Annotated in this window: 25 protein-coding genes and 1 tRNA gene; 15 read left to right on the forward strand and 11 right to left on the reverse strand. The window is 58.1% G+C overall.

Annotated elements, in window-relative coordinates:
- Positions 1-13: 13 nt before the first annotated feature.
- The 7 genes from K3754_RS09170 to K3754_RS09200 all read left to right on the forward strand — a co-directional run bounded on the left by K3754_RS09170 (position 14) and on the right by K3754_RS09200 (position 7116).
- A complete protein-coding gene (locus K3754_RS09170; RefSeq protein WP_259943050.1) occupies positions 14-1225 on the forward strand; it encodes a cyclopropane-fatty-acyl-phospholipid synthase family protein in 1212 nt (403 codons plus the stop codon).
- A gap of 21 nt (positions 1226-1246) precedes the next feature.
- A complete protein-coding gene (locus K3754_RS09175; protein WP_203211324.1) occupies positions 1247-1687 on the forward strand; it encodes a TrgA family protein in 441 nt (146 codons plus the stop codon).
- A gap of 4 nt (positions 1688-1691) precedes the next feature.
- Complete coding sequence (locus tag K3754_RS09180) at positions 1692-2819, forward strand: NUDIX domain-containing protein (protein ID WP_259943052.1); 1128 nt, start codon at positions 1692-1694, stop codon at positions 2817-2819.
- 20 nt (positions 2820-2839) lie between these two features.
- Positions 2840-3874 (forward strand): cysteine synthase A, encoded by a 1035-nt coding sequence (locus K3754_RS09185; protein ID WP_203211322.1) that lies wholly within the window; start codon positions 2840-2842, stop codon positions 3872-3874.
- Positions 3874-6237 (forward strand): DUF3772 domain-containing protein, encoded by a 2364-nt coding sequence (locus K3754_RS09190; RefSeq protein ID WP_259943054.1) that lies wholly within the window; start codon positions 3874-3876, stop codon positions 6235-6237. The genes K3754_RS09185 and K3754_RS09190 overlap by 1 nt, the downstream gene beginning before the upstream one ends.
- Positions 6234-6953: an alanyl-tRNA editing protein gene (locus tag K3754_RS09195; protein ID WP_203211320.1), complete on the forward strand. Its 720-nt coding sequence runs from the start codon at positions 6234-6236 to the stop codon at positions 6951-6953. Before K3754_RS09190 ends, K3754_RS09195 begins: the two co-directional genes overlap by 4 nt.
- Positions 6954-7026: 73 nt before the next feature.
- Positions 7027-7116 (forward strand) — tRNA-Ser (locus K3754_RS09200).
- A gap of 387 nt (positions 7117-7503) precedes the next feature.
- On the opposite strand, the gene K3754_RS09205 is transcribed toward K3754_RS09200, so the two are convergent.
- Positions 7504-7605, reverse strand: a complete 102-nt coding sequence (locus tag K3754_RS09205) for a hypothetical protein (protein ID WP_409202382.1) — start codon at positions 7603-7605, stop codon at positions 7504-7506.
- A gap of 126 nt (positions 7606-7731) precedes the next feature.
- Here K3754_RS09205 and K3754_RS09210 point away from each other — a divergent pair, with 126 nt between their 5' ends.
- The 3 genes from K3754_RS09210 (at position 7732) to K3754_RS09220 (ending at position 9773) form a co-directional block, all read left to right on the forward strand.
- Complete coding sequence (locus K3754_RS09210; protein ID WP_259943057.1) at positions 7732-7959, forward strand: hypothetical protein; 228 nt, start codon at positions 7732-7734, stop codon at positions 7957-7959.
- A gap of 226 nt (positions 7960-8185) precedes the next feature.
- Entirely contained in the window at positions 8186-9253 is a 1068-nt protein-coding gene (locus K3754_RS09215; RefSeq protein WP_259943059.1) for a chemotaxis protein CheB, read from the forward strand.
- Between the two features lie 133 nt (positions 9254-9386).
- Entirely contained in the window at positions 9387-9773 is a 387-nt protein-coding gene (locus K3754_RS09220; RefSeq protein WP_259943062.1) for a chemotaxis protein CheD, read from the forward strand.
- Positions 9774-9885: 112 nt separating this feature from the next.
- Here the strand turns inward: K3754_RS09220 and K3754_RS09225 are convergent, their stop codons facing one another.
- Genes K3754_RS09225 through K3754_RS09255 form a run of 7 tightly spaced genes read right to left on the reverse strand, consistent with a single transcriptional unit; the run spans position 9886 to position 14860 of the window.
- Positions 9886-10215, reverse strand: a complete 330-nt coding sequence (locus K3754_RS09225) for a hypothetical protein (protein ID WP_203240782.1) — start codon at positions 10213-10215, stop codon at positions 9886-9888.
- A gap of 59 nt (positions 10216-10274) precedes the next feature.
- Complete coding sequence (locus K3754_RS09230; protein ID WP_037904176.1) at positions 10275-10661, reverse strand: response regulator; 387 nt, start codon at positions 10659-10661, stop codon at positions 10275-10277.
- Between the two features lie 41 nt (positions 10662-10702).
- On the reverse strand, positions 10703-11554 hold the full coding sequence (locus K3754_RS09235; protein WP_259943063.1) for a protein-glutamate O-methyltransferase CheR: 852 nt from the start codon (positions 11552-11554) through the stop codon (positions 10703-10705).
- The gene (locus tag K3754_RS09240; RefSeq protein ID WP_203211313.1) at positions 11551-12009 is read right to left on the reverse strand and encodes a chemotaxis protein CheW; all 459 of its coding nucleotides are present in this window, start codon (positions 12007-12009) and stop codon (positions 11551-11553) included. The genes K3754_RS09235 and K3754_RS09240 overlap by 4 nt, the downstream gene beginning before the upstream one ends.
- The gene (locus K3754_RS09245; protein ID WP_259943067.1) at positions 12006-14213 is read right to left on the reverse strand and encodes a chemotaxis protein CheA; all 2208 of its coding nucleotides are present in this window, start codon (positions 14211-14213) and stop codon (positions 12006-12008) included. The genes K3754_RS09240 and K3754_RS09245 overlap by 4 nt, the downstream gene beginning before the upstream one ends.
- A 9-nt stretch (positions 14214-14222) precedes the next feature.
- On the reverse strand, positions 14223-14588 hold the full coding sequence (locus tag K3754_RS09250; protein ID WP_203211311.1) for a response regulator: 366 nt from the start codon (positions 14586-14588) through the stop codon (positions 14223-14225).
- The gene (locus K3754_RS09255; RefSeq protein WP_203211310.1) at positions 14585-14860 is read right to left on the reverse strand and encodes an STAS domain-containing protein; all 276 of its coding nucleotides are present in this window, start codon (positions 14858-14860) and stop codon (positions 14585-14587) included. The genes K3754_RS09250 and K3754_RS09255 overlap by 4 nt, the downstream gene beginning before the upstream one ends.
- 230 nt (positions 14861-15090) lie before the next feature.
- Between K3754_RS09255 and K3754_RS09260 the strand changes: the two genes are divergently transcribed.
- On the forward strand, positions 15091-16305 hold the full coding sequence (locus tag K3754_RS09260) for an MFS transporter (RefSeq protein WP_259943070.1): 1215 nt from the start codon (positions 15091-15093) through the stop codon (positions 16303-16305).
- Between the two features lie 59 nt (positions 16306-16364).
- Here the strand turns inward: K3754_RS09260 and K3754_RS09265 are convergent, their stop codons facing one another.
- From K3754_RS09265 to K3754_RS09275, 3 genes are read right to left on the reverse strand one after another with little or no spacing between them, the layout of a single operon-like run.
- Entirely contained in the window at positions 16365-17447 is a 1083-nt protein-coding gene (locus K3754_RS09265) for a methyltetrahydrofolate cobalamin methyltransferase (RefSeq protein ID WP_259943073.1), read from the reverse strand.
- A 12-nt stretch (positions 17448-17459) separates the two neighbouring features.
- On the reverse strand, positions 17460-18389 hold the full coding sequence (locus K3754_RS09270) for a methylenetetrahydrofolate reductase (protein ID WP_259943076.1): 930 nt from the start codon (positions 18387-18389) through the stop codon (positions 17460-17462).
- A gap of 31 nt (positions 18390-18420) precedes the next feature.
- A complete protein-coding gene (locus K3754_RS09275) occupies positions 18421-18717 on the reverse strand; it encodes a virulence factor (protein WP_203211306.1) in 297 nt (98 codons plus the stop codon).
- 213 nt (positions 18718-18930) lie between these two features.
- Between K3754_RS09275 and K3754_RS09280 the strand changes: the two genes are divergently transcribed.
- The 4 genes from K3754_RS09280 (at position 18931) to K3754_RS09295 (ending at position 22234) form a co-directional block, all read left to right on the forward strand.
- Complete coding sequence (locus K3754_RS09280) at positions 18931-19692, forward strand: Stf0 sulfotransferase family protein (RefSeq protein WP_259943078.1); 762 nt, start codon at positions 18931-18933, stop codon at positions 19690-19692.
- A gap of 87 nt (positions 19693-19779) precedes the next feature.
- Positions 19780-20901, forward strand: a complete 1122-nt coding sequence (locus K3754_RS09285) for a Ppx/GppA phosphatase family protein (RefSeq protein WP_203211304.1) — start codon at positions 19780-19782, stop codon at positions 20899-20901.
- A 1-nt stretch (position 20902) separates the two neighbouring features.
- The gene (locus tag K3754_RS09290) at positions 20903-21637 is read left to right on the forward strand and encodes an RlmE family RNA methyltransferase (RefSeq protein ID WP_203211303.1); all 735 of its coding nucleotides are present in this window, start codon (positions 20903-20905) and stop codon (positions 21635-21637) included.
- A 117-nt stretch (positions 21638-21754) separates the two neighbouring features.
- Entirely contained in the window at positions 21755-22234 is a 480-nt protein-coding gene (locus K3754_RS09295; protein WP_259943081.1) for a hypothetical protein, read from the forward strand.
- Positions 22235-22510: the final 276 nt, after the last annotated feature.

Here is a 22510-nt window from a genome sequence, read left to right on the forward strand (position 1 = left end):
AGGGGAGCGTGATATGACCTTGATCTCGACAGAGGGGCAAAAAGACCTTCCGCGCTATTTCGCGCGGGTTTTTGCGATGGCACAAGACATGCAGCGCGGGCGGCTCGACTTTGTTTTGCCGGATGGACGGCGGTTCAGGGCCGAGGGTAAATTGCCCGGTCCGGTCGCGGAATTGCATATCCACAACGATGACCTGTTCTCGCGTCTGATCCGCGAGGGCGATCTTGGGTTTAGTGACGCCTATCTTGACGAATGGTGGTCCACGCCCGATCTGCAGGCTTTCATGGACCTCGTTCATGCGGACAACGATGAGCTTTATGACGGGTTTCCGGGGCTGAGCATGGTGCGCCTGTTCGAGAAAATGCGGTTCTGGCTGCAAAGCAATTCCAAAACGCAGGCCCGCAAGAACATCAGCTATCATTATGATCTGGGCAACGATTTTTACGGCCTCTGGCTGGATGACACGATGACCTATTCCTCGGCGTTGTTCGATGAAAATGCTCAGCTGTCGCTGGAGGCGGCGCAGACCGAAAAGTACAAGTCCATGGTGGATCAGATGGGCGTCAAGCCGGGTGATCATGTTCTGGAAATCGGCTGTGGCTGGGGCGGGTTTGCCGAATATGCCGCTAAGGAACGCGGGCTCAAGGTAACAGGCCTGACCATCAGTGAAGAGCAGTTTAAGTTTGCCAAGGAACGAATTGAAAAAGCGGGACTTTCTGGGCAAGTTAATCTAAAGCTTCAAGATTATCGCGACGAGACCGGCCATTATGACGGTATTGCAAGTATCGAAATGTTCGAGGCGGTTGGCGAGAAATATTGGCCAACTTATTTCAATGCTTTGCGCGATTGTCTTAAACCTGGCCGTGCCGCGACCTTGCAGATTATTACCGTCGATCATGCCCGTTGGGACGTGTACAAACGCGGCGTTGATTTCATCCAGAAATACATCTTTCCGGGCGGTATGTTGCCCAGTCCGGTGATCTTGCGTGAACAGGTCGAGAAGGCCGGATTGATCGTCGATAAATCCATCGAGTTTGGCAAAAGCTATGATATCACCCTGCGCCGGTGGCATGAAACCTTTAACGACAAATGGGACCAGATCACCACGCTAGGCTTTGATGATCGGTTCCGACGCATGTGGAATTTTTACCTCACTTCCTGCGCGGCTACATTTGACAGTGGAAATTGCGACGTCACACAGATTACGGTAAGGCGACCGGGTTAACCTTTCTTAAGGAGCCATCCCATGCCCACCGCCGCAAAATTGATGGCAGCCGTCTGTTTGGCGGTCGTTGGCTATATCCTGTCCTTGATGGTCATGCCGCTGATGCCGGAGAGCACGGATTTTGGCTATTTTATCCCCTTGAATATTGTTCTTGGTCTCTGTGCGGGTTGGTTCGTGATGGGCCGCCGCGCGGGTCGCGGGACGACAGCGGCGATCAACAATGGTCTGACGGGGGTCTTTGTTCTGTTGCTCTGGGGCGTCGGTGTTCAAGCCATTTACGAGATGTTCCGGCTTGCCATGCGCAACCGTTACGATGGCCCTTTCGAGGCGATGGTGGCCGTTTTTCAGATCGGTGCAGAATTTGCCGTGATTATCATGACCGTGCCCATTACGATCGTTGCGGTGATCGCTTCGGTGTTCAGCGGTCTGTTGGTTGAGTTTGCCCATAAGCACGGTCGCTAAGTTCATGAGAAACCTGTTTTTTTATGGCACCCTGCGGGACCGGCCATTGCTTGAGATCGTGATGGGTGCCAGCGGCGATGCGTTGGATGTAACACCTGCGGTTTTGCCCGGATACAAAGTGTCGTCCGTGGCCCAAGGGCCGTTTCCGATGATCGAAACCTGCACGGGCGAGACCGCCAAGGGCGTCTTGGTGCGGGGACTGACCCCGGAGCAGATCGCGCGGCTGGATTTCTATGAGGGTGGCTTTGGCTACGATCTGCATCAGATCACACTGGAGGATGGGCAAAGCGGAGAGGTCTATGTGCCAGAGCCGGATCTTTGGGCGCCTGACGGGCCTTGGGATCTGTCCCTTTGGCAGGACGAGTGGGGCGCGTTGAGCCGCCATGCCGCGGTCGAGGTGATGGGGTACATGGGGAGCCGCAGCCGCGATGATGTCGCCCGCATGTTTCCGCGCATTCGCGCCCGCGCGGCGGCAAAGGTCAACGCATCGGCCTCCATTCATGGGGCAGGGACGCTGCATGGACAGATAGATGTTCAGAACCAGCAGCGGGTCTATTCCAACTTTTATGCACTCGATGAAATGCGTTTGCGCTACGAGCGGTTTGATGGCGCACTGTCAGCCCCGGTGGACCGTGCGGTTTTTGTCGGATCGGACGCGGCGATTGTGCTGCCTTATGATCCGCTGCGTGATCGCGTTTTGTTGATCGAACAGGTGCGGATGGGGCCATTGGCGCGTGGCGATAAATCCTGCTGGCAGTTAGAGCCAATTGCAGGGGCTGTGGACCCCGGCGAAACACCGCAGATGGCCGCCCGCCGCGAGGCGCAAGAGGAGGCCGGGCTGACGCTGGGTGAGGTGCTGCCGGTCAGCGAGGTTTATGCATCCCCTGGTAATTCAACAGAATTTTACTATATTTATCTTGGACTTGCCGATCTTCCGGATGAGGTGACGGGCATTGGCGGGCTGGACAGCGAGGCCGAGGATATCCGCAGCCACCTGATGTCCTTTGACGATTTGATGGATCTGGTCGATGGCATGGGGGCGGTGAATGCGCCACTGGTTTTGGTGGCCTATTGGCTGGCACGGCACCGCGATGGCTTGAGATTGGCGAAGGCGGCAGCTACACCGGAGTAAGCACAACTTTGGGGGCTTTCATGCACGTCGCATCTGATCTGGCGCAAGCCATTGGCAACACACCTCTTATCCGCCTGCGCAAAGCCAGCGAAGACACCGGATGCGAGATCTACGGCAAGGCCGAATTCATGAACCCCGGTCAGTCGGTCAAGGACCGCGCGGCGCTGTTTATCATTCAAGATGCAATTGCCAAAGGCACACTCAAGCCCGGCGGCACCATTGTTGAAGGCACCGCAGGCAATACCGGTATTGGTCTGGCGCTGGTTGGGGCCTCGATGGGATTCAAGACCGTGATTGTCATTCCCGAGACGCAAAGCCAGGAAAAGAAAGACATGTTGCGCCTTGCTGGTGCCGAACTGGTGCAGGTGCCCGCCGCGCCCTACCGCAACCCGAACAATTTTGTGCGCTATTCCGAACGTCTGGCGAATGAGCTGGCCCGCACCACCAATGAAGGGGTGATCTGGGCCAACCAGTTTGACAATGTCGCCAACCGGCAATCGCATGTTGAAACCACCGGCCCCGAGATTTGGGAACAGACCGGCGGCAAGGTAGACGGCTTTTGCTGTGCGGTCGGGTCTGGCGGCACGCTGGCCGGGATCGCCATGGCGCTTCAGCCGAAGGGCGTGAAAATTGCCCTGGCCGATCCCGATGGCGCTGCGCTGCATTCCTATTACACCACGGGTGAACTGGCCTTTGAGGGCGGGTCGATTGCCGAAGGTATCGGTCAGGTGCGGATCACCAAGAACCTCGAAGGGCTGAAGCCGGATTTCAGCTATAATATTCCCGATGCCGAGGCATTGCCGGTGGTGTTTGACCTGCTGCAGCATGAAGGGCTGTGCCTTGGGGCGTCTTCGGGCGTCAATGTGGCGGGCGCGATCCGTCTGGCCAAGGAAATGGGGCCGGGGCACACGATCGTCACGATCCTTTGTGACTTTGGCACGCGCTACCAATCCAAATTGTTCAATCCTGAATTCCTGCGTGAAAAGGGTCTGCCGACACCCTCATGGCTGGACAGGGCACCGGCCTCCATTCCCGGCGTCTTTGAAGATCAGTGATGGGCGCGGCGCTGCGCACCGGGGTCTTTGCGCTTGTTGGCCTGTGGTTGTTGATCGCACCGGCCTTTGCGCAGGAAGTCTCGCAAGAGGCCTTTGAACGTTGGGAGACTTTGGCAAGAGGCGCCGAGGAAACCATAGATGCTGAACGCGGATCCAACGACACGTTTGAAGCGTTGCGGTCGCGGATCGCCGATTTCCGCGGTCAATTCGACACGGCCCGTGATCAGAACGCCACGCGCATCGCCACATTGCGGGAACAACTGGCCGCACTTGGCCCCAAGCCGGAGGGCGAGGGCGCACCAGCGGAAGCTGCTGATGTTGCGGCCAAGCGGGAAGAGCTGAACGATCAGCTTGCCAAGCTGTTGTTGCCCGTGCATCGGGCTGAAACCGCCTTTGTGCGGGCGGACAATCTGGTCGGGGAGATTGACCGGATCTTGCGTGACCGTCAGGCACGGGAATTGCTCACCGTGACGCCATCGCCGCTCAATCCGGTACATTGGCAACCGGCGCTGACCGAATTCATGCGTGCGGTAGACGGGTTGTGGAACGAGAATCCGCGCAGGGGCAAGGAACACAGCTGGGATGAGCTGCGTTCAACCCTGCCGATTGCCCTGCTGTTGCTGGTGTTGGGCAGCATCCTGATTTTGCGCGGTAAAAAGTGGTCCCGCGTAATCGTGGACAAGCTGCGCCGGTTGGGCGCACGGGGCTTGGGGATCTGGGGTTTCGTGGTGTCCTTGCTTCAGGTGATCTTGCCGTTTGCAGGCATGATCCTCTTGGCCTTTGCGGCGATCTCGACCCAGTTCTTTGGCGAGTCCGGTCATGAGGTATTGATCAGCATCGCGGTGCTGGCGGGCATAATGATGTGTGTGCGCTGGGTCTCCGATCGGGTGTTTTCTTCCAATGATGACGAGGCATTGATCCTGCTGCCGCAGGACAAACGTGGTGAGCTACGCTTTCATGTGGCGGTGATCACAGTGATGATTGTGCTGGGCGAAGTCATCACGCTGGTGTTGCAATCGGGTTTTTACGCCGAAGCCACCAAAGCGGTGCTGACCTTCCCGCCGATGCTCGTCTCTTCCATCGCGCTTTACCGGATCGGGAGCGTTCTGCGCGGGTATGAGGTGATCCTGAACGAGGACGAAACGGACGCAGAGCCGCGCGTGTCCAGCTTTAGCCGGGTAGTGCGCTGGCTTGGCACGGGGGCGGTTGTTGTCGGGCTGCTCTCTCCGATCTTGCTGGCGGCGGGGTATTTCAGGGCCGCCGATGCGATCCTGCCGCCCTATATCCTGACCCTGATCCTGCTTGGGCTTGTGATGTCCCTGCAGCGCTTTACCGCGGATGTCTATGGCGCCGTAACAGGGCAGGGGGTGCAAGCGCGGGATGCGCTTTGGCCGGTGTTGTTCGGGCTGATCCTGTTGGTTCTTGTCGCGCCTGTGCTGGCGTTGGTCTGGGGCGCGCGGGTCACGGATCTGACCGAATTGTGGTCGGCGATCGGGCGTGGTTTTGCCATTGGGGAAAGCCGGATTTCACCGACGGATTTCCTTGCCTTTGCGGTGATTTTTGTCATCGGTTACGGGCTGACCCGGCTGGTACAATCGGCGCTGCGCAACAATGTCCTGCCCAAGACCAAGATTGACGTGGGCGGGCAGAATGCCATCGTGTCGGGCCTTGGCTATGTCGGGATATTCCTTGCCGCCCTGGCAGCGGTGACAGGGGCGGGCCTTGATCTGTCGTCGCTTGCGATTGTCGCCGGGGCGCTGTCTGTGGGCATCGGTTTTGGCCTTCAGACTGTGGTCAGCAACTTTGTCTCCGGGATTATCCTGCTGATTGAACGCCCCATTTCCGAGGGCGATTGGATCGAAGTGGGCGGCCAGATGGGATACGTACGTGACATCTCCGTGCGCTCGACCCGGATCGAGACCTTTGACCGCACCGATGTGATCGTGCCCAACGCGGATCTGGTCTCCGGCACTGTAACCAACTTCACCCGCGGCAACACCGTGGGCCGGTTGATCGTGCCGGTTGGCGTGGCTTATGGCACTGACACACGGCATGTCGAAAAGGTCTTGCGCGAGATCGCCGAGGCGCAGCCGATGGTTCTGACCACGCCGCCGCCGAATGTTCTGATGGTCAATTTCGGGGCAGATTCGCTTGAGTTCGAGATCCGCTGCTATCTGCGCGACGTGAACTGGATGATGTCGATCAAGAGCGACATAAACCACGCGATCGCCGCACGGTTTGCCGAGGAAGGTTTTGAAATTCCATTTGCACAGCGCGATCTTTGGCTGCGCAATCCCGAGGTGCTGGCACAACCCAAGGAGCCGGCGCAAAATATGACAAAGAATGAGGATGACAGCCTATGACCACGATGCTGTTTCGCGATGATGCCTATTTGCGAGAGGCACCAGGCAAAGTGAAAAGCATCACCCCTGAGGGCGGTGTCGTCTTGGATGCGACAGTGTTTTATCCGACGGGCGGTGGACAACCGGGGGATTCGGGCTGGCTGTCCTGGGACGGGCAACGCCTGCCCATTGCCACGGCCGTCAAAGGACAGGGCGATGACATCGTGTTGGTGGCGGCCGAACCTGCGGCGCTACCGCCTGTCGGAGCGCACGTGGTGCAGGAACTGGACTGGGACCGCCGACACCGGTTGATGCGCGTGCATACGGCCCTGCATCTGTTGTCGGTTGTCATACCCTTTGGCGTCACGGGCGGCCAGATCTCTGCAACCCACGGGCGGTTGGATTTTGACATGCCAAACGCGCCAGAAGACCGCGATGGAATCGAAGAAGACCTCAATGAATATGTCGGCATGGATGCCCGCGTCAGCGACGGTTGGATCACCTCGCGCGAGCTGGCCGATGCGCCGCATCTGATCAAGACGATGGCCGTCAAGCCTCCCATGGGGGCCGACGACGTGCGATTGGTGCGCATTGGCGAAGAGGATGACTGGATCGACCTGCAGCCTTGCGGCGGCACCCATGTGGCCCGCACCGGGGAAATCGGCGCACTGCGGCTCGGTAAAATCGAAAAGAAAGGCCGGGTGAATCGCCGGGTCTATGTGCATCTGGAAAGTTAATTGCACAGAGGGGCAAAAGGGCGCGATTTCCCTCTTGCAACTTATGGCGGGGTAACGGTAAACCGCCCCCAACGGAGCGGTGGCCGAGTGGTCGAAGGCGCACGCCTGGAAAGTGTGTAGGCGGGAGACCGTCTCCAGGGTTCGAATCCCTGTCGCTCCGCCATTATCTTTCTTGATCGGGTCGCCTTTGGCGGCCTTTTCTGTTTTTCGGCATTGTTCAGTTGTAACTGCCGCTTGGGTTATGTGTTTCTCAACTCCGCATTTCTAGGGGGTCATGGACCTCCTGCATTGAGAAACCTGAGCAAGGGCGTGATCGAGATGGGACTGAGCCATTCTAAATTATGGCTTCATGAGGCGAGCCTTGATCGGCCCGGCGCGCGCACCAATGGCCGCTGCATGGCGCTGATTGTGCCGTCTATTGCTGCAGGTGACCTGAGAGTATTGAGGTGAGGTCTGATGCGGCCTCATGTCGGCTTGGCAACAGCCAGCACTGGCTTGCCCACAGGCAAGGAAAGGCCCCGGCATTTTGCCGGAGCCCGTCTTCATCAACCTAGTTTGATACGGCGGAGGCTGCGCCGGTGATCAGGGAGGGTGTGATCTGGTTAACAACACGGTTCCAGCGGGTGATAGGTTGCTCAGCGATGAAAACAATGTCGTTGGGGCCAGTTCAATTTCCCGCCCAAAGTGAATTATCACCCAAAACGCTGAAAAATGTTGTTTGTCTGGATTGTGAGTTCATAAACTGCAGTCGCTGTTGATGCAGACTTGGATTTACTGAATGCCCGTTCGAGAACTTAGCCGGATTCTTTGCAATGACGAAAATAAGAAACCATGTCAGTTGATTGTCTATGAGCACTTCACTTTGGTGGAGAATTCGGCAGGTCAAAAGGTTGAGGTGATCGGGCACCAGGAGGCGCGTCTATTGGATGGCTCACCGGTGAATTATCGCAGTGAAAATGTGTTTGAAATTGTAAAAACCGGGAAGCTGCTTCATCGGGTGTTGTGATAACGCACATGCCTTTTGGGCCGGAGCCTTCAACCTGCCCTTGACCTATGCCGCTTTCATTGATGCCCCATCCAATGAAAGACATCCCGTTCACTTCCAAAAAGATGGCCGACCCCCTGATCGCTTAACATGATGTTCACTCCGGGCCGCGAAAACCATAGGAGAACAGCCGCAGTGATTGGAGGGATGGTTTCGTGCAGCACACCATCAATGTGTTTTGACGGACGTGTTGAAATCCACCATCGGGTTGGTGCGGCAAATCGCGATTGTCGATGATGCGCCGCACCTGCGGGCATGGGTGCGTGCCATTGTGCGCGAACACCCTAAATTGAATCTGTTGGTCGAGACCACTCATGCAGAAGCGACGCAAACACTCCTCACTGCCGGCCGACCCGACGCTGTGATGGTTGTGCTGGGAGCTGCGCCGCAACCCAGCCTTAGGTTGTTGCGACAGCTGCTGGACAGAAATCTTACCGCAATTGTCTTGTTCGTTGGCAATGGCCGCGGGCATTGCAAAGCAACGATCGCGGCTCTGTCCAAGGGGGCGGTGGATTGTATTTTCTGCCCCGTCGATCCACGCGATCCAATTGTGAAAAAGGACATTGGGCATCGCGTCTTGGTCGCGGCCAAACAACGTTCACAAAAAGCAGCCGGTTCTGCGCAGATGCATGGACCAATTGGGCAAAATTGTGAGGGCTGGGCGCAGCCGCTGATCCTGCTGGGGGCGTCGACAGGCGGAGTGACGGCGCTTGAACGCGTATTGACGGATTTGCACCCTTTGGGGCCGGCGGCAGTGATTGTTCAGCATATGCCAGCGGCCTATCTTCGCAATTTTGTTGAGATGCTGAACCGGCAGTTGCCGCAGGATGTTGCGCTGGCCAAAGAGAATACCCCGCTTGAGGATGGGCAGATCAGGTTTGCACCGTCCAATGGGCTGCACAGTGAGATTTTCCGCATGAAGGGCAAATGGACCTGCCGGTTTAGTCCGGCGCGGGAGGCGGATTTGCATTGCCCCTCGGTGGACCGGTTGTTTGCCTCTGCTGCGGTCTATCACTCCGATATGATTGCGGTCATCTTGACCGGCCTGGGCCGCGATGGTGCCGACGGAATGCATCAGATGTACCTTGCCGGGGCCACAACCATTGGTCAGGACGAGGCAAGCTCGGTGGTTTATGGGATGCCGCGGGCAGCATGGGAACTCGGTGCTGTGGGTCAGCAACTCCCGCTGAGAAACGTGGGGCCTGCGATCAATCTGGCGGTGGCCCAACATCACGAAAATCAGGGACGGGTGTGACGTGAGCGAGGTCAAAAGAGTTATCACACAGGGGCAAAGACTGGTTTCTGATGACCCGAACCTGGCCATTTCCACTTTGCTCGGATCCTGTGTTGCCTGCTGTTTGTGGGATCCTGTGGTGCGGGCTGGTGGTATGAACCACATGTTGATTGCGGGCCGGGTCACGGGCGAAACTCAGGCGGCTTTGGCGGGTGTGAACGAATTGGAGCTTTTGATCAATGATCTGCTGAAACTGGGGGCCATGCGCAACAGGCTAAAGGCCAAGGTGTTTGGCGGTGCACAGATGGTCAGCGGGCTGTCGGACATCGGCGCGTCAAACGCCGCCTTCACGCTGGAGTTTCTTGAGCGCGAAAATATCGAGTGTCAGGCGCAATCGCTGGGCGGTGACAGTGCCCGCAATCTGGTCTTCTGGCCCTGCACCGGCGCAGTGAGGCAGCGGATGCAACGGATGGACACCCAGCCAGAACCGATCGTCGCTCCCGCGGCTGAGGTGACCGGCAACGGATTGGAGCTTCTTTAGTAAGGGCTATTGGTGGTCTGCGCGGACTCTTTGACCAATACAGTTGCTGGTGTTCGCTGCTGCTTTGAAAATCAAGAACGGTAATCAGGCCGGTGGTGCCAGCCATCAAAGTTCAAAACAGATCGACCTCACCCTCTTCACGCGGCAGACTGCCACGCCGTGTTGGGCAGTATTGGGGGGTCAACAACGCCTTGGTCGTATCAAGGCTCAACCGATTTGCGAGCTGGTTGATTTCATTGACCGACTGCCCGCACAGATCATCGCTTTGACTGACGAAAAGAACCAGGAGCGACAGATCTTCTAATGATTGCCTCAATAGATCAAGGGTTTGCAGGCGCTGTATGGTTGCCGTTGCTTGCGGTCCGCTGGTGGAAAACTCGTCACCGATCGCATGTTCTACATGATACACTCGCGCGGCCAAATCATCGAGATGGGAGGACATGCGATGCAGGATCCCAACAAGGGGCTGCGTCGCGGGAAGAATGGGCGGCGAGAAGGGCATCACAGGCGGCCAACCACCGCCTCAATACAATTTCGCAGATCATCCGGTTGAAACGGCTTTTTCAGGTAATTGTTCATGCCCAGTTTTTTGCCGTGATCGATGATCTGTTGTTCGGCCCGCCCGGTGATCAGTACAAACCCAACCCCCTTGGTTTGCGGTGTCGCACGCAAATATTGCAGCAGCTGCAGCCCGTCCATTTCTGGCATGTTGTAATCTGAAATCACCAGATGCGCGGGTTTGCTGGCCAAGGCATGCAAGGCTTGCTTGCCATTCTCGGCCGTCGCAACATTGCGCACACCAAAGCCGTCAAGCGCCTGAGTGATGAGGCCTCTGCTGGTTGACATGTCGTCGACCACCATAATGCGGATTTGATCGCGCAGCGCCATAAGTCTTTCCTTGTCTTTTCAAAACCCAAAGGGGCGGTGTTTCACTGCGGCAATGGCCGATAGGTCGTCGGGCCAATGCATTCAAATCCAAACTTCTCCGGCTCTGCGATCCGCTCAGAGTGGCCCAGAAACAAAAGTCCGTCAGGGTGCAAAACCTGGTGAAACCTTGGCCAAAGCCGTTCCTGGGTCTGGGCATCAAAGTAGATCACCACATTCCTGCAAAAGATCACTTCGAACTTGGTGCGGATCGGCCATGGGCCCAAGAGGTTCAGCGCGTTGAACTGGATCATCTGTCTGATGGTCTGGGAAACCGGATAATGCTTCTCACCGTTTTCTTCGGCCGGTGGGCCAAAATATGTCTCGCGCATCTCGGCCGTTACACCGCGCATCAACCTTTGCGGATATCGTGCCGTACGGGCAAATCGGATGACATTCTGGTCTATGTCCGTGGCCAGAATCTTCAGGTTCATATTGGAGATTTCAGGCGTGCGTTCCGCAAGAGTTATTGCCGCAGATACCGCTTCCTGCCCGTTGGAGCAGCCCGCCGACCATATCCGCATTTGCCCGCCCGCCCGCAATTTGGAAAGGCGGCTGTCAAACAGTGCCGCAAGTTTCTCATAGTGATGCGCCTCTCGGAAAAAATGGGAGACATTGGTGGTCAGGGCTGAAATCAGATGGCGGCGCTCTGACTGACCGGCGTCGGAATTGAGAACCGTACAATAGGCCGCAAAATCATCCAGCTTCAGAGCCCTGAGCCGATGGCGCAATCGAGACTGGATCATCGAAGTTTTCTCTTCGACAAGGGTCAGGCCGCTTTCCCGGTAAGCCAATTCGGCGATCGACCGAAAACTGTCCGGGTCGAGCGTGACCTCGTTCTGTGCGGCAGTGATCATGCCGCGACGCTTTCGGTATCGTTGATGGTCGCCGCGAGATCCAGCACCCGGATCATCCGGTCATCTATCAAGGTCAAGGCGTTCACCACCCCATTTGCTGTTCCAGATGACAATTCCGGCGGCGGTTGCAGATCATCGGAGGTCAGCGCGATGATGTCAGAGACAGCATCAACCAGGAGGCCAGTCATCGTCTCTTCGTGTTTGACCACGATGATGACATTTCGATCGTTTTGTTCACGCGCCGCAAGACCCAGGCGTTGCGCCAGATCCATCACCGGCAACACCGTCCCTCGCAAATTGATGACGCCTTTCATGAATTTCGGCGCATGTGGCAGGGGAGTTGCACGGGTCCAGCCGCGGATCTCTCTGACCGACATGATGTCGAGGGAGTATTCCTGATCGGCCAATTGAAAGGTCAAAAGTTCAATGGATTGCGGGCTTTGAATGTCGGTCATGCTGGAACTCCTGCATCTGTGCCGGTTTGCGGCAAACCAGGCTTGGGAATGGCGGTGCTTATGATGTCGGAGGGATCGAGGATGAGTGCAATTTGCCCGTCCCCAAGGATGGTCGCCGCTGCGATGCCCGGTGCGCGGTAAAAGCTTTCGTCGAGGCCTTTGATCACCACCTGCCGCTGGTCGAGGATATTGTCGATCAGGAGCGCTGCATTGGTTTCGTCTTCATTGGCGATCAACAGCACGACAGACCCTTCGAAATCGTCGAGGGGCGGGCGGTAGCCAAGCGCGGCGCCCAGATCGAACAGGGGCACAAAGCCGCTGCGCACGCGCACAACATTACGGCCGGGGCGCACCATTTCCACGTCTCCGCTCTGTAGCGTCAGTGTTTCAATCACCAGATTGAGAGGGAGCACCAAGGTTTCTTCGGCAACCTCAATGACCATGCCATCCAAGACCGCGAGTGTCAGGGGCAGGGAGATGGAGAATGTCGTGCCTTGGCCGGGCTGGGAGGTCGTCGTTATGCGCCCGCCCAGAGCTTGAATAGAGGTGCGCACCACATCCATGCCGACGCCGCGCCCGGACAGGTTTGAAACCTTGTCCGCCGTGGAGAAACCGGGCAGGAACAGAAGGTTGTCAATTTCACTGTCGGAAAGCGAGCTATCAGGCGGAATCAGGCCCTTATCAATTGCCAGTTGCAGCACCTTGGGCCGGTCAATGCCTGCGCCATCATCGGCAATTTCGATCACCACACGGCCGGAGCGATGGGCGGCGCTGAGGTTGACTTTGCCTTGCGCGGGCTTGCCGGCGGCGAGGCGGGCCTCTTTGGATTCCAACCCGTGATCAACGGCATTGCGGATCATATGGGTCAAGGGATCAGCCAGCCGTTCGATCACTGTTTTATCGACCTCCGTTGCCTCACCGGTGGTGACCAGTCGCACGTCCTTTTCAACGGCGGCGGAGGCCTCTCTGACAATGCGGGACATGCGTTGAAACAGGGATTTGACAGGTTGGGCACGGATCATCATGACGCTGTCTTGGATGTCTCGTGTAAGGCGCTGGAATTCTTCCAGGCCGCTCATTGCGTCCGAATGGGGAGACAGGCCGGAATGTTCGAGGCTTTGGCTGAGCATTGCCTGGTTGATTACGAGTTCGCCAACAAGGTTCACCAGCCGCTCGATACGGTCAAGATCGACACGCACAACGGATTTTGCGGCGGTCGGCGCGCCTTGTGGGGGGGGCGCGGTGGCGGCTGCGGTCGGGCCGGGCTCTGTTTGCGTCGGCAGCGGGGCCGGGGCCGCTTCGGTGGGGGCCGTGGGCGCAGTTTCTTCGACCTTTGCGGAAGCTGTGTCAAGCGGGGGCAGATCCGGTAACGGTGGCAGCTCCGCGCTGTCCCGATCACCTTGTCGTTTTATGTCGAGTTGGCACAGCCCTTCGACAAACTCGAATATGGATGCGATTTCGCTTTCTTCTACGTCGGTCTCAAGGGTGACGGTCCAGCTAAGGTGCGGCACATCTGGGCGCAATTGGTCTATGGGCGGCAACCGGCTGCTGTCGCAGACCACCTTGGCCGTGCCGAGTTGTTGCAAATTGCGCAGCAGGGTGGCCGGTTCATTACCTGTATCGAACAGATCTGCCTGGGGCGTGAAGGTTATTTCATAGACCCTTGGGGCGGCGCCAAAATCCAGCGGCGGCAATGCGTCAAGGTCGGGCAGTCCGCCATCCCCCTCTGCAGGAAGCCCCAGATCAAGGGAGACACCCATGGGTTGAAAATCAATAACCTCTTCAACGGCATTTGCAGTGGGGTTGGCGTCGCCGAGAAAGGCATCCAGGGCGGTCAGCAAAACCTCGGTTTCTTCATCGGGGAGCGGTTCGTTGTCACGGCTGATGCGCACAAGGTCCGACAGGTGATCCGCGGCCTGAAAAAACACCTTGAGCGCTTCGGTTTCAACCTGCAAACGTCCCGCGCGGACCTCATCCAGAACGGTCTCATAGCGGTGGGCAAAATGTACCAGACCTTCAAGCCCGAAGGCGCCGGCACCGCCCTTGATCGAATGCACCGCGCGGAACACCACGTTTATGGTTTCGTTGTCCGCCGCGCCATCTTCCATCAGTTGCAGGCCGTCTTGCAGCGCCTCAAGCAGTTCTTCACTTTCGATAAAGAACGAGGCGCGAATTTCGGCCATTGGGTCATTGTCTACGGTCATCCCGGCCTCCTATCCCGCAACCATTTGCAGCGCTTTGACCAGTTTGGTCGGGTCAAACGGTTTGACAATCCAGCCGGTCGCACCGGCCACGCGGGCCCGTTGTTTCAGCTCCGGTGCGGCTTCTGTGGTGAGCACCAAAATAGGGGTGGATCGGTGCTTTTCCTGTCCGCGCACGGCATCGATAAAGCCGAAACCATCCATGCGTGGCATGTTGATGTCAGTGATGATCGCGTCGGGTGTGATCCCGTCCAACACTTCGATGCCGTGCACCCCGTCATCGGCCGTATGGACGGTAAAACCCGAGGGCAGCAGCGCCAGCCGGATCATATCCCGCATCGTACGGCTGTCATCCACAGCGAGAATCTCAAGGGTCATACGCATCCCTCCGCAATCTGTTCGGGCGTCATGCCCATGGCGGCCATTTGCGCCAGTACAAGATCGCTGGTGTTTGAAATCTGAAAATCATGGTGACCCTCATGGGCGCTGCGGGCCGCCGCGATCAGCGTTTGCAGACAAAGTGCGCCGATCAATGTGACGTCTGTCATGTCAATCTGCACGTCCTGATCCTTACGGTCCAAAAGCGCCGCATGCAGGCCGGGTGCCGCCGTGACGTCGAGTTTTCCATCGAGGCAAAGCGGTTCAGTCACAGCGCACCACGTCGCGAATTGACACTGCAAAAAACATAAAGGAACGCTCCACTTTGGGGTCGGGTCAAAACCTTCTAGAGGGCGGTGCGTTAATACGGGGTTACTTGCCTTGCGGTTTCGCACATTTCGTTTGCTGCGCTCGGCATGGCGGCGATCAATGCGCATCATTCGGATCGGCGACGAGGGCAGGGCCGCCTAATGTCGTTTGGCAGACGAAAGAAGGACGACCTATGAAAACCGCTGTCACAACCCTGGCCCGTACCGCCGCTGCCATGCATTTTGCCGATCAAACGGCCCTCGTGGCAGTGCCGATACTGGCTGCATTGGTGTTTGATGCTTCGGCGCAAACCATTGGCCTGCTGGTGGCGTGTCAATCACTTGCGCATTTGCTGGGCTCCTTGCCCTTTGGTCTTTTGGTAGACCGGCACGACCTGCGCCATCTGGCGATTGTTTCTGTCGCGATCTCTGCGGTGGGGGCGACCGGGGCCGCTTTGGGCATCGCGTTTCAGGCGTTGGCGCTGTTTGGCATCTCGATCACCTTGGCCGGATTTGGCGTAGTGCTGTTTGGGCTGTCAGCCTTGTCCATCTTGCCACGCTCGGAGCCGGTGTCGGCACTGGCCGCTGCGAATGCGCGGATCGAATTGCCACGCGCGTTCAACGACTTTTTGGTGCCGCTTGCGGTGGGGTTGATTGCAACAATTGATACCGCGACATGGCTCTTCCCGGTGGTGTTCTTAGTCCTTTTGTGGGGCCTGCAACAGGTGCGAGGGTTGCCCCATTATCCGGTGCAGAAAGTTGCAAAACAGTACAATGTTATCAAAAGGTTGCGTGATGGTGTTCAGTTCGTTCTGGGGCACTCCCTGTTGCTGTCCGTTGCCCTTTGCGCAATCTTTTGGAACTTTGCCTTCGCCGCGCTTCTGGTGTCGATGGTGCCTGCGGTTCAAATCCTGTTCGCGGCACCCGCGGCGACCTTCGGTTTTGCCATGGCGTTCTTTGGCTTGGGTGGATTTCTGGGCACATGGACATCTCGGCGCATCGGCGCTTGGGTTGCTCCGAAATATGTTCTGGTGTTCGGGCCGGGCAGTTCGGCGCTTGCCATGGGGGTGGTCTATTTCGCGGCGCAGGCGCAAGTGACGTTGCCACTTTATGTTGCGTTCTTCTTTCTCGGCTTTGGCCCTGCGATGTGGCTGATTGCGCAAAACTCACTGCGTCAGGTGGTGGCACCAACGCCGATGCTGGGCCGGATCAACGCGGTGATCCAGACGGCGATCTATGGCGTGCGGCCGATTGGGGCTTTGGTTGCTGGCGGCGTTGTCGGCACATTGGGGCCGCAGGCCGGATTGGCGCTGGCATGGGCCGCGTTTGGTCTGTCCTTTGCCACATGTCTGTTCAGCGGCCTGCGCCGGATCAACAGCTTTACGTCATTGGCCGGTGACGCTGCATAGCTTAAACAAAAGGCCCCCTGAGTGAACAGGGAGCCTTTTGCTATCTTCCATCAAGCCAATCAGGCGCGGCGGCGACGGCCACCTGTACGGCCTGCACGACCCCGGCCTTCTTGACCGGCTTTGGGCGCCACTTTGTTGAACTCGATCCAAGCCCCGCCGTGAGGGTCGCGATCGAACAAGAAGTTGGCGGCGCGGATCGCTTCCATTTCCTTGCCTGCGCGCGGCAGGGTGGACCCCATGCCAAACAGTTGCACAAAGGTCTCGTCGTCCATGCCCTCAGGCAGCACCACACCCAGAGCGGCCAGCTCGGCCTTTTTCTCTTCGATCTTCTTGGCATTCACCGGCAGCCCAACTGGGTTCATGATCGCGGAGGTCATGCCCGCGCCCATCGCCATCGGCAGGAACGCGTTGTTGATGCCGTGACGGTTGGGCAGGCCAAAGCTAATGTTGGAGGCACCGCAAGTGGTGTTCACGCCCAGCTCTTCGCGCAGGCGGCGCACCAGGGTAAAGACCTGGTGTCCGGCCGTTGCCATCGCGCCGATGGGCATCACCAGCGGGTCCACAACGATGTCATGGGCAGGAATGCCGTGATCCGCCGCACGCTCGACAATCAGTTTCGCAACCGCAAAGCGCACATCCGGGTCTTCGGAAATGCCCGTGTCGTCGTTGGAGATCGCCACAACAGGCACGTTGTATTTCTTGACCAGCGGCAGAACGGTCTCAAGGCGTTCTTCCTCTCCGGTGACAGAGTTCAGAAGTGGGCGACCCTCACAGGCCTCAAGACCCGCCTCCAAAGCGCCGGGAACGGAGCTGTCGATGCAAATCGGCGTGTCGGTGACGGCCTGCACACGTTTGATCATTTCGGGCATCAGCATCGGCTCGACAAAGTTGTTGTCGGCGTAGCGCGGGTCTTCGGCCATCTTGTTGGAAAAAACTGCGCCGGAGTTGACATCGAGCACCGTGGCACCGGCATTGGTCTGCGCAATCGCGTCAAATTCGACGCGGCTGAAATCGCCGCGCTCCAACTCTTCTGCCAGAATTTTGCGGCCGGTCGGATTGATCCGTTCCCCGATGACGCAGAATGGCTCTTCAAAGCCGATGACGGCTGTTTTGGTTTTGGATTCGACAATCGTGCGAGTCATTGGGTTGGTCCTTTAGTCGGCGTTGGCAGGAACGGCAGAAGTGCCGCCATTGTCCTGGGCCCATGTGGCGTTGGTTTTGATCCCGCCCAGCGGGAAGAAATGCACATGAGTGATGTTGAAATCGGGGTTGGCAGCCTTGTGCGCGGCCAATGCGTTGATCACATCGGTCGGCTCATAAGGCAGCAACAGTTTGGTCACGTCCATCGCCCGCTTTTGCAGAACCTTCAGGGATGGGCCAACGCCGCAGGCAATGGCGAATTTGATCAGGGTTTGCAGCTTGGCCGGGCCAGCGATACCGATGTGAACGGGCAGGGTGATCCCTGCGTCGCGCAGGTCGTCCGCCCATTTGATGATCGGACCTGCGTCAAAGGCAAACTGGGTGGCCAGTGCCATCTCGGCATCTGTGCGGGTCTGGAAATCGTTTTTCCATTTCAGCGCGGCGTCCACATTTGTGGTGCTGCCGTCGCTGTCGATGTCGCGGTTGCCTTCGGGGTGACCCGCGACGTGCAGACGTTCAAAGCCTGCCTGATCAAACAGGCCGGTTTCCAAAAGCTGCATGGAATCGGAGAAATCACCATGGGGCTGGGCCACGCCGCCCGCCAGCAACAGTGCCTGTTTCACATCCGCTTCGCCCTGGTAGCGGGAAATCCAGTCCGCCAGTGTCGCCTTGTCCTTGATGATCCGCGCGGGGAAGTGCGGCATCACCTTGAACCCGCCTGCGTTCAGGCGTTTCGCGGTGGCGACCATATCTTCGATAGGGGTGCCCTCGATATGGGCGATATAGACGCGGGTCTCGGCAGGCAGCAGGTCGCGAAAATCCTCAACCTTTTCGGCGGTGCGCGGCATCACCTCGATCGAGTAATTCTTGAGCAGCGCCTCTACCTCAGGGGAGGTCGTGGTTGGGGCAGATGTGTCTTTGCGGCGGAAATTGAGCAGAGCCATGAGTTTATCCTTGAACATGGGAAGCCGGGCCTTAGGCCCAACCATCGTTGTCAATCAGCGCCTTGATGCGGGCGCGGTCATATTCGCTGTCCAGCCGTGCGGCTTCGGAATCTGCAACTTCGGCATCCGTGCCTTCGACGGTAAATGGTGCCGCTTTGCGCCATTCAGCCAGATAGGCATCGGTGTCTTCGGCGCCCACTTTCATGGCGGCGCGGTCGATTGCTTGCTCAAACCGCTCTGGCAAAGCACGCTTTTCCCCGCGGCGGCCTTTTCCGACAATCACCTGCGCCGGAATATCCCGCCAATATACGATTGTGACCTCTGGCATGTGCCCGTCCCTTGTTGCGTTTCATGGCCTGTCTAACGGCAGACGTTGCTCAAACGCGGCAGAATATCGACCGAAAGCATTCCATCCGCGACGCAGTGAGGTTTATCCCGCAGCGACCTGCACCGCGAGGGGGGCGGAGCATCATAATATTCACCTTTGTTGTGAGGCGCACCACATGGACAGGCGTTCCGGGGATTGTTAGCTCTGTGCTCCATGGACCAACCCACCGCATATATCCTGTGCAGCACCCCGCGCAGCGGCACGACGCTATTGTGCGATTTGCTGGCCCAAACCGGGGTCGCGGGGTGTCCAAACTCGTTCTTTCGGCAAAAAAGCCTGCAATATTGGGCTGATGAATGGGCGCTGGGACAGGGCGCGGACTGGCAGGATGAGGATTTTACCGCGCAGTATTTTGCGGCGATGCGCCGGGCCGGGCGAGGGGGCACGGGAGTTTTTGGGTTGCGCCTGATGGGGGCGGATCTGCAGTTTGCCAGTGATTGGCTGGCGCAGCGACATCCACAGGTTTTGACAGATGCCGACAGATTCGCAGCGGCCTTTGGTCCGCTCCGCTATATATACCTGTCGCGCAGCGACAAATTGGCCGAGGCTGTGTCCTATATCCGTGCAGAGCAAACAGGGCTTTGGCATGGACGTCCTGACGGCAGCACGCTTGAGGAAATGCCGCCAACATTGCCGATGGGTTATGATGCAACCGTGATCACGGCGCGAATGGCTGAGCTGACGGCCTTTGATGCCGCATGGCCGCGCTGGTTTGAGGCGCAGGGCATTGCGCCGCTGACACTCACCTACGAGGATCTCGCTGCCGATCCGAAATTCACTCTGGCCATGGTTCTGCTCCATATCGGCCAGGATCCGGCGCTTGCCGCCAATACGGCACCGGGGCTGCGCAAACTTGCCGATCAGACCAGTGCCGATTGGATCAGCCGCTACAGGAACGCGCATCCAACTGCATAAGATTTGCGCAATTGCCCCACCTTCGCGCTTGCGCGTGACCGCCTGCACGACTACCTTGAGGGCAACTCGATATGAAAGGCGCAAACCATGGCGCCACAGCGTCCCAAAGGTGCGGGCGCGCTCGAAAAGGACAAAAAACCGGCTCTGAGCCCCGCGCCAGTTCCGCCCAGATCGTCTGACCTCTATGCGGCCCTTGATCTGGGTACAAATAGCTGCCGCATGTTAATCGCCCAGCCCAAGGGCAGCGGTTTTCATGTGGTTGATAGCTTTTCCAAATCTGTGCAATTGGGCGCAGGATTGGAGCGCACCGGGCGTTTGTCGCGCGGATCGATGGCGCGTACCCTCCAGGCACTCCGCATCTGCCAACAGAAACTGCGCCGTAACAAAGTGCGCCGGATGCGTCTGGTCGCGACCGAGGCGTGCCGCCGTGCGCAAAACGGCGCAGAATTCATGCGCCGCATTCAGCGTGAGACCGGACTGCGCCTCGATATCATCAAACCGGAGGAAGAGGCGCAGCTGGCGGTTATCTCTTGTGCGCCGCTGGTCAATCACAAGACCGAAAACCTGCTGGTGGTGGATATTGGCGGCGGATCGACCGAATTGGTCTGGATCGACATCTCCAAAGTGCCCAAGAAAGACCGTGCGCAATCCATCATGCGCCTACATTCAGGGTTCATTCAGGCCAAAACCGATATTCCGGCTGCCAAGGTTGTGGATTGGATCTCGGTCCCGCTTGGCGTGGCGACCCTGCGCGACCAGTTCAGCGATGTCGATGACGATGCGGCGCGGTTTGCCTTGATGAGCTGGTTCTTTGAGGAAAATTTGCAGGACTTTACGCCCTACCACTCGGCCCAGCCGCAGGAACGGTTTCAGATTGTCGGCACTTCAGGCACCGTCACAACGGTCGCCGCCAGCCATTTGGGCCTGCGCCGTTATGACCGGACCAAGGTGGATGGGCTGCGGATGACCACCGAACAGATCGACAAGGTGATCCATTCCTATCTGGCGATGGGCCCGAACGGCCGCCGCGCCGACCCGCGTATCGGTCAGGACCGGTCGGCGCTGATCATGTCGGGGGCGGCGATTTTGCAGGCCTTGATGCGCTGTTGGCCCACGGACCGGCTTTCGGTTGCGGATCGCGGTCTGCGCGAGGGTCTGTTATATGCACAAATGAGCGCCGATGGCGTATTGGAAGAAGGGGCCTATTGAGATGGGCAAGACACCAACTGGCAAAAACACCTCCGGGCGCGGCCAACGTGACCTCAAGGTCAAGGTCAAATCCGCACGCGGGCGGACCACCAGTTCCACCCGCTGGTTGCAGCGACAGTTGAACGATCCTTATGTCAAACGGGCGCAATCCGAAGGGTATCGCGGGCGTGCGGCCTATAAGATCATGGAACTGGACGACAAATTCCGCTTTCTCGTGCCCGGTGCCCGGATCGTTGATCTGGGCGCGGCACCGGGCGGCTGGTGTCAGGTGGCCGTCAAACGCAGCAACGTGCTGGCCGAACGCGGCGGCAAGGCCGTGGGCACCATTCTGGGCATTGATCTGCAAGAGATGGAGCCGATTGCAGGCTGCGAATTGCACCAGCTGGATTTCATGGAAGATGACGCCGATCTGCAGGTCAAGGAATGGCTGGGCGGCAAGGCTGACGTGGTCATGTCGGATATGGCGGCCTCTTCATCGGGTCACAAACAGACCGACCATCTGCGCATCATCGCCCTGTGCGAGGCCGCAGCCTATTTCGCCTTTGACGTGCTGGATGAGGGTGGTACCTTTGTTGCCAAGGTTCTGGCCGGCGGCGCAGAAGGCGATTTGCAAAAGCTGCTGAAACAGCGTTTCACCAAGGTCCACAACTACAAACCCCCCGCCAGCCGGTCAGACAGTTCTGAGAAATTTGTCGTGGCACTGGGTTTCCGTGGTGAAATCCCGGACCAGGGTTAACTGCACGATAACCAATTTCTCTGACACTGCAGGGCGATTCATCCCGCTTTAACATCCGTTTCCTAGGCTCAGCCGTGGTTTCTGCGTCTCTTGGCGCATTGGAGTTGGGGAAATGTGATGACACGCTATGTGATGGCGGCGCTTTTGTGGATGTTGGCCGCGCCTGGATGGGCGCAGGATCGGCCGATGGCAATGCTGCACTTTATCGACCGTGATGTGATGACTTGGGCCAATGATGCGCGGCTGCTTGGCGCTTTGTCCGATCCGCCCCTGACGGTGCAAACGGGCCATCCGGCACAGCAACTCCTGCAGCACCATTTGCAGGGTGCAAAGGGCCGCATTCGGGCGCTTTCGCTGCGTGATCTCAATGGGGTGACACTTGCCGAATATCGTTCGGGTGATGCCGTGGCAGAGTTGGTTCGAAATTGCCTGCGCCAAGACTACGAAGCCGCGCCATGGCAGTTCGAAATATTCGATGCCGCGGCAAGGTCTGCTCAAAGCGGCCATGTTCAGGCGGTCTTCACCCTGACCAACCCCAGCGATGGCCGGGTTATGGGTGCTTTGATTGTAGAACTGGACGGGGCCGGGTTTTTCTAGGTTGAAAGTGCGCAAGCCGGTGAAAAACCGAAGACCAGATGAGCGTGCCTTTTGGCGCTGCACCTGATGCGGGCCTGACACCCAGGGACGCCAAAGCCCGTGATTTCAGGCGATCCGCGTCTTTGGCCGCAAGCGCGCATTGCGGCTTGGCCCCAGCCCGCTGTGACAGCGCCGAGTGGCGCATCAATTCAAACATTTTTTCCTGAGCGGTCTGCCGCGCGATTGGAACATTTTGCATGGGCACCCCCTTTGCGTTTCGGGGGAAAGGATGCCCAT

The sequence above is a fragment of the Sulfitobacter sp. M368 genome (assembly GCF_025141875.1).
Classification (GTDB): Bacteria; Pseudomonadota; Alphaproteobacteria; order Rhodobacterales; family Rhodobacteraceae; genus Sulfitobacter; species Sulfitobacter mediterraneus_A.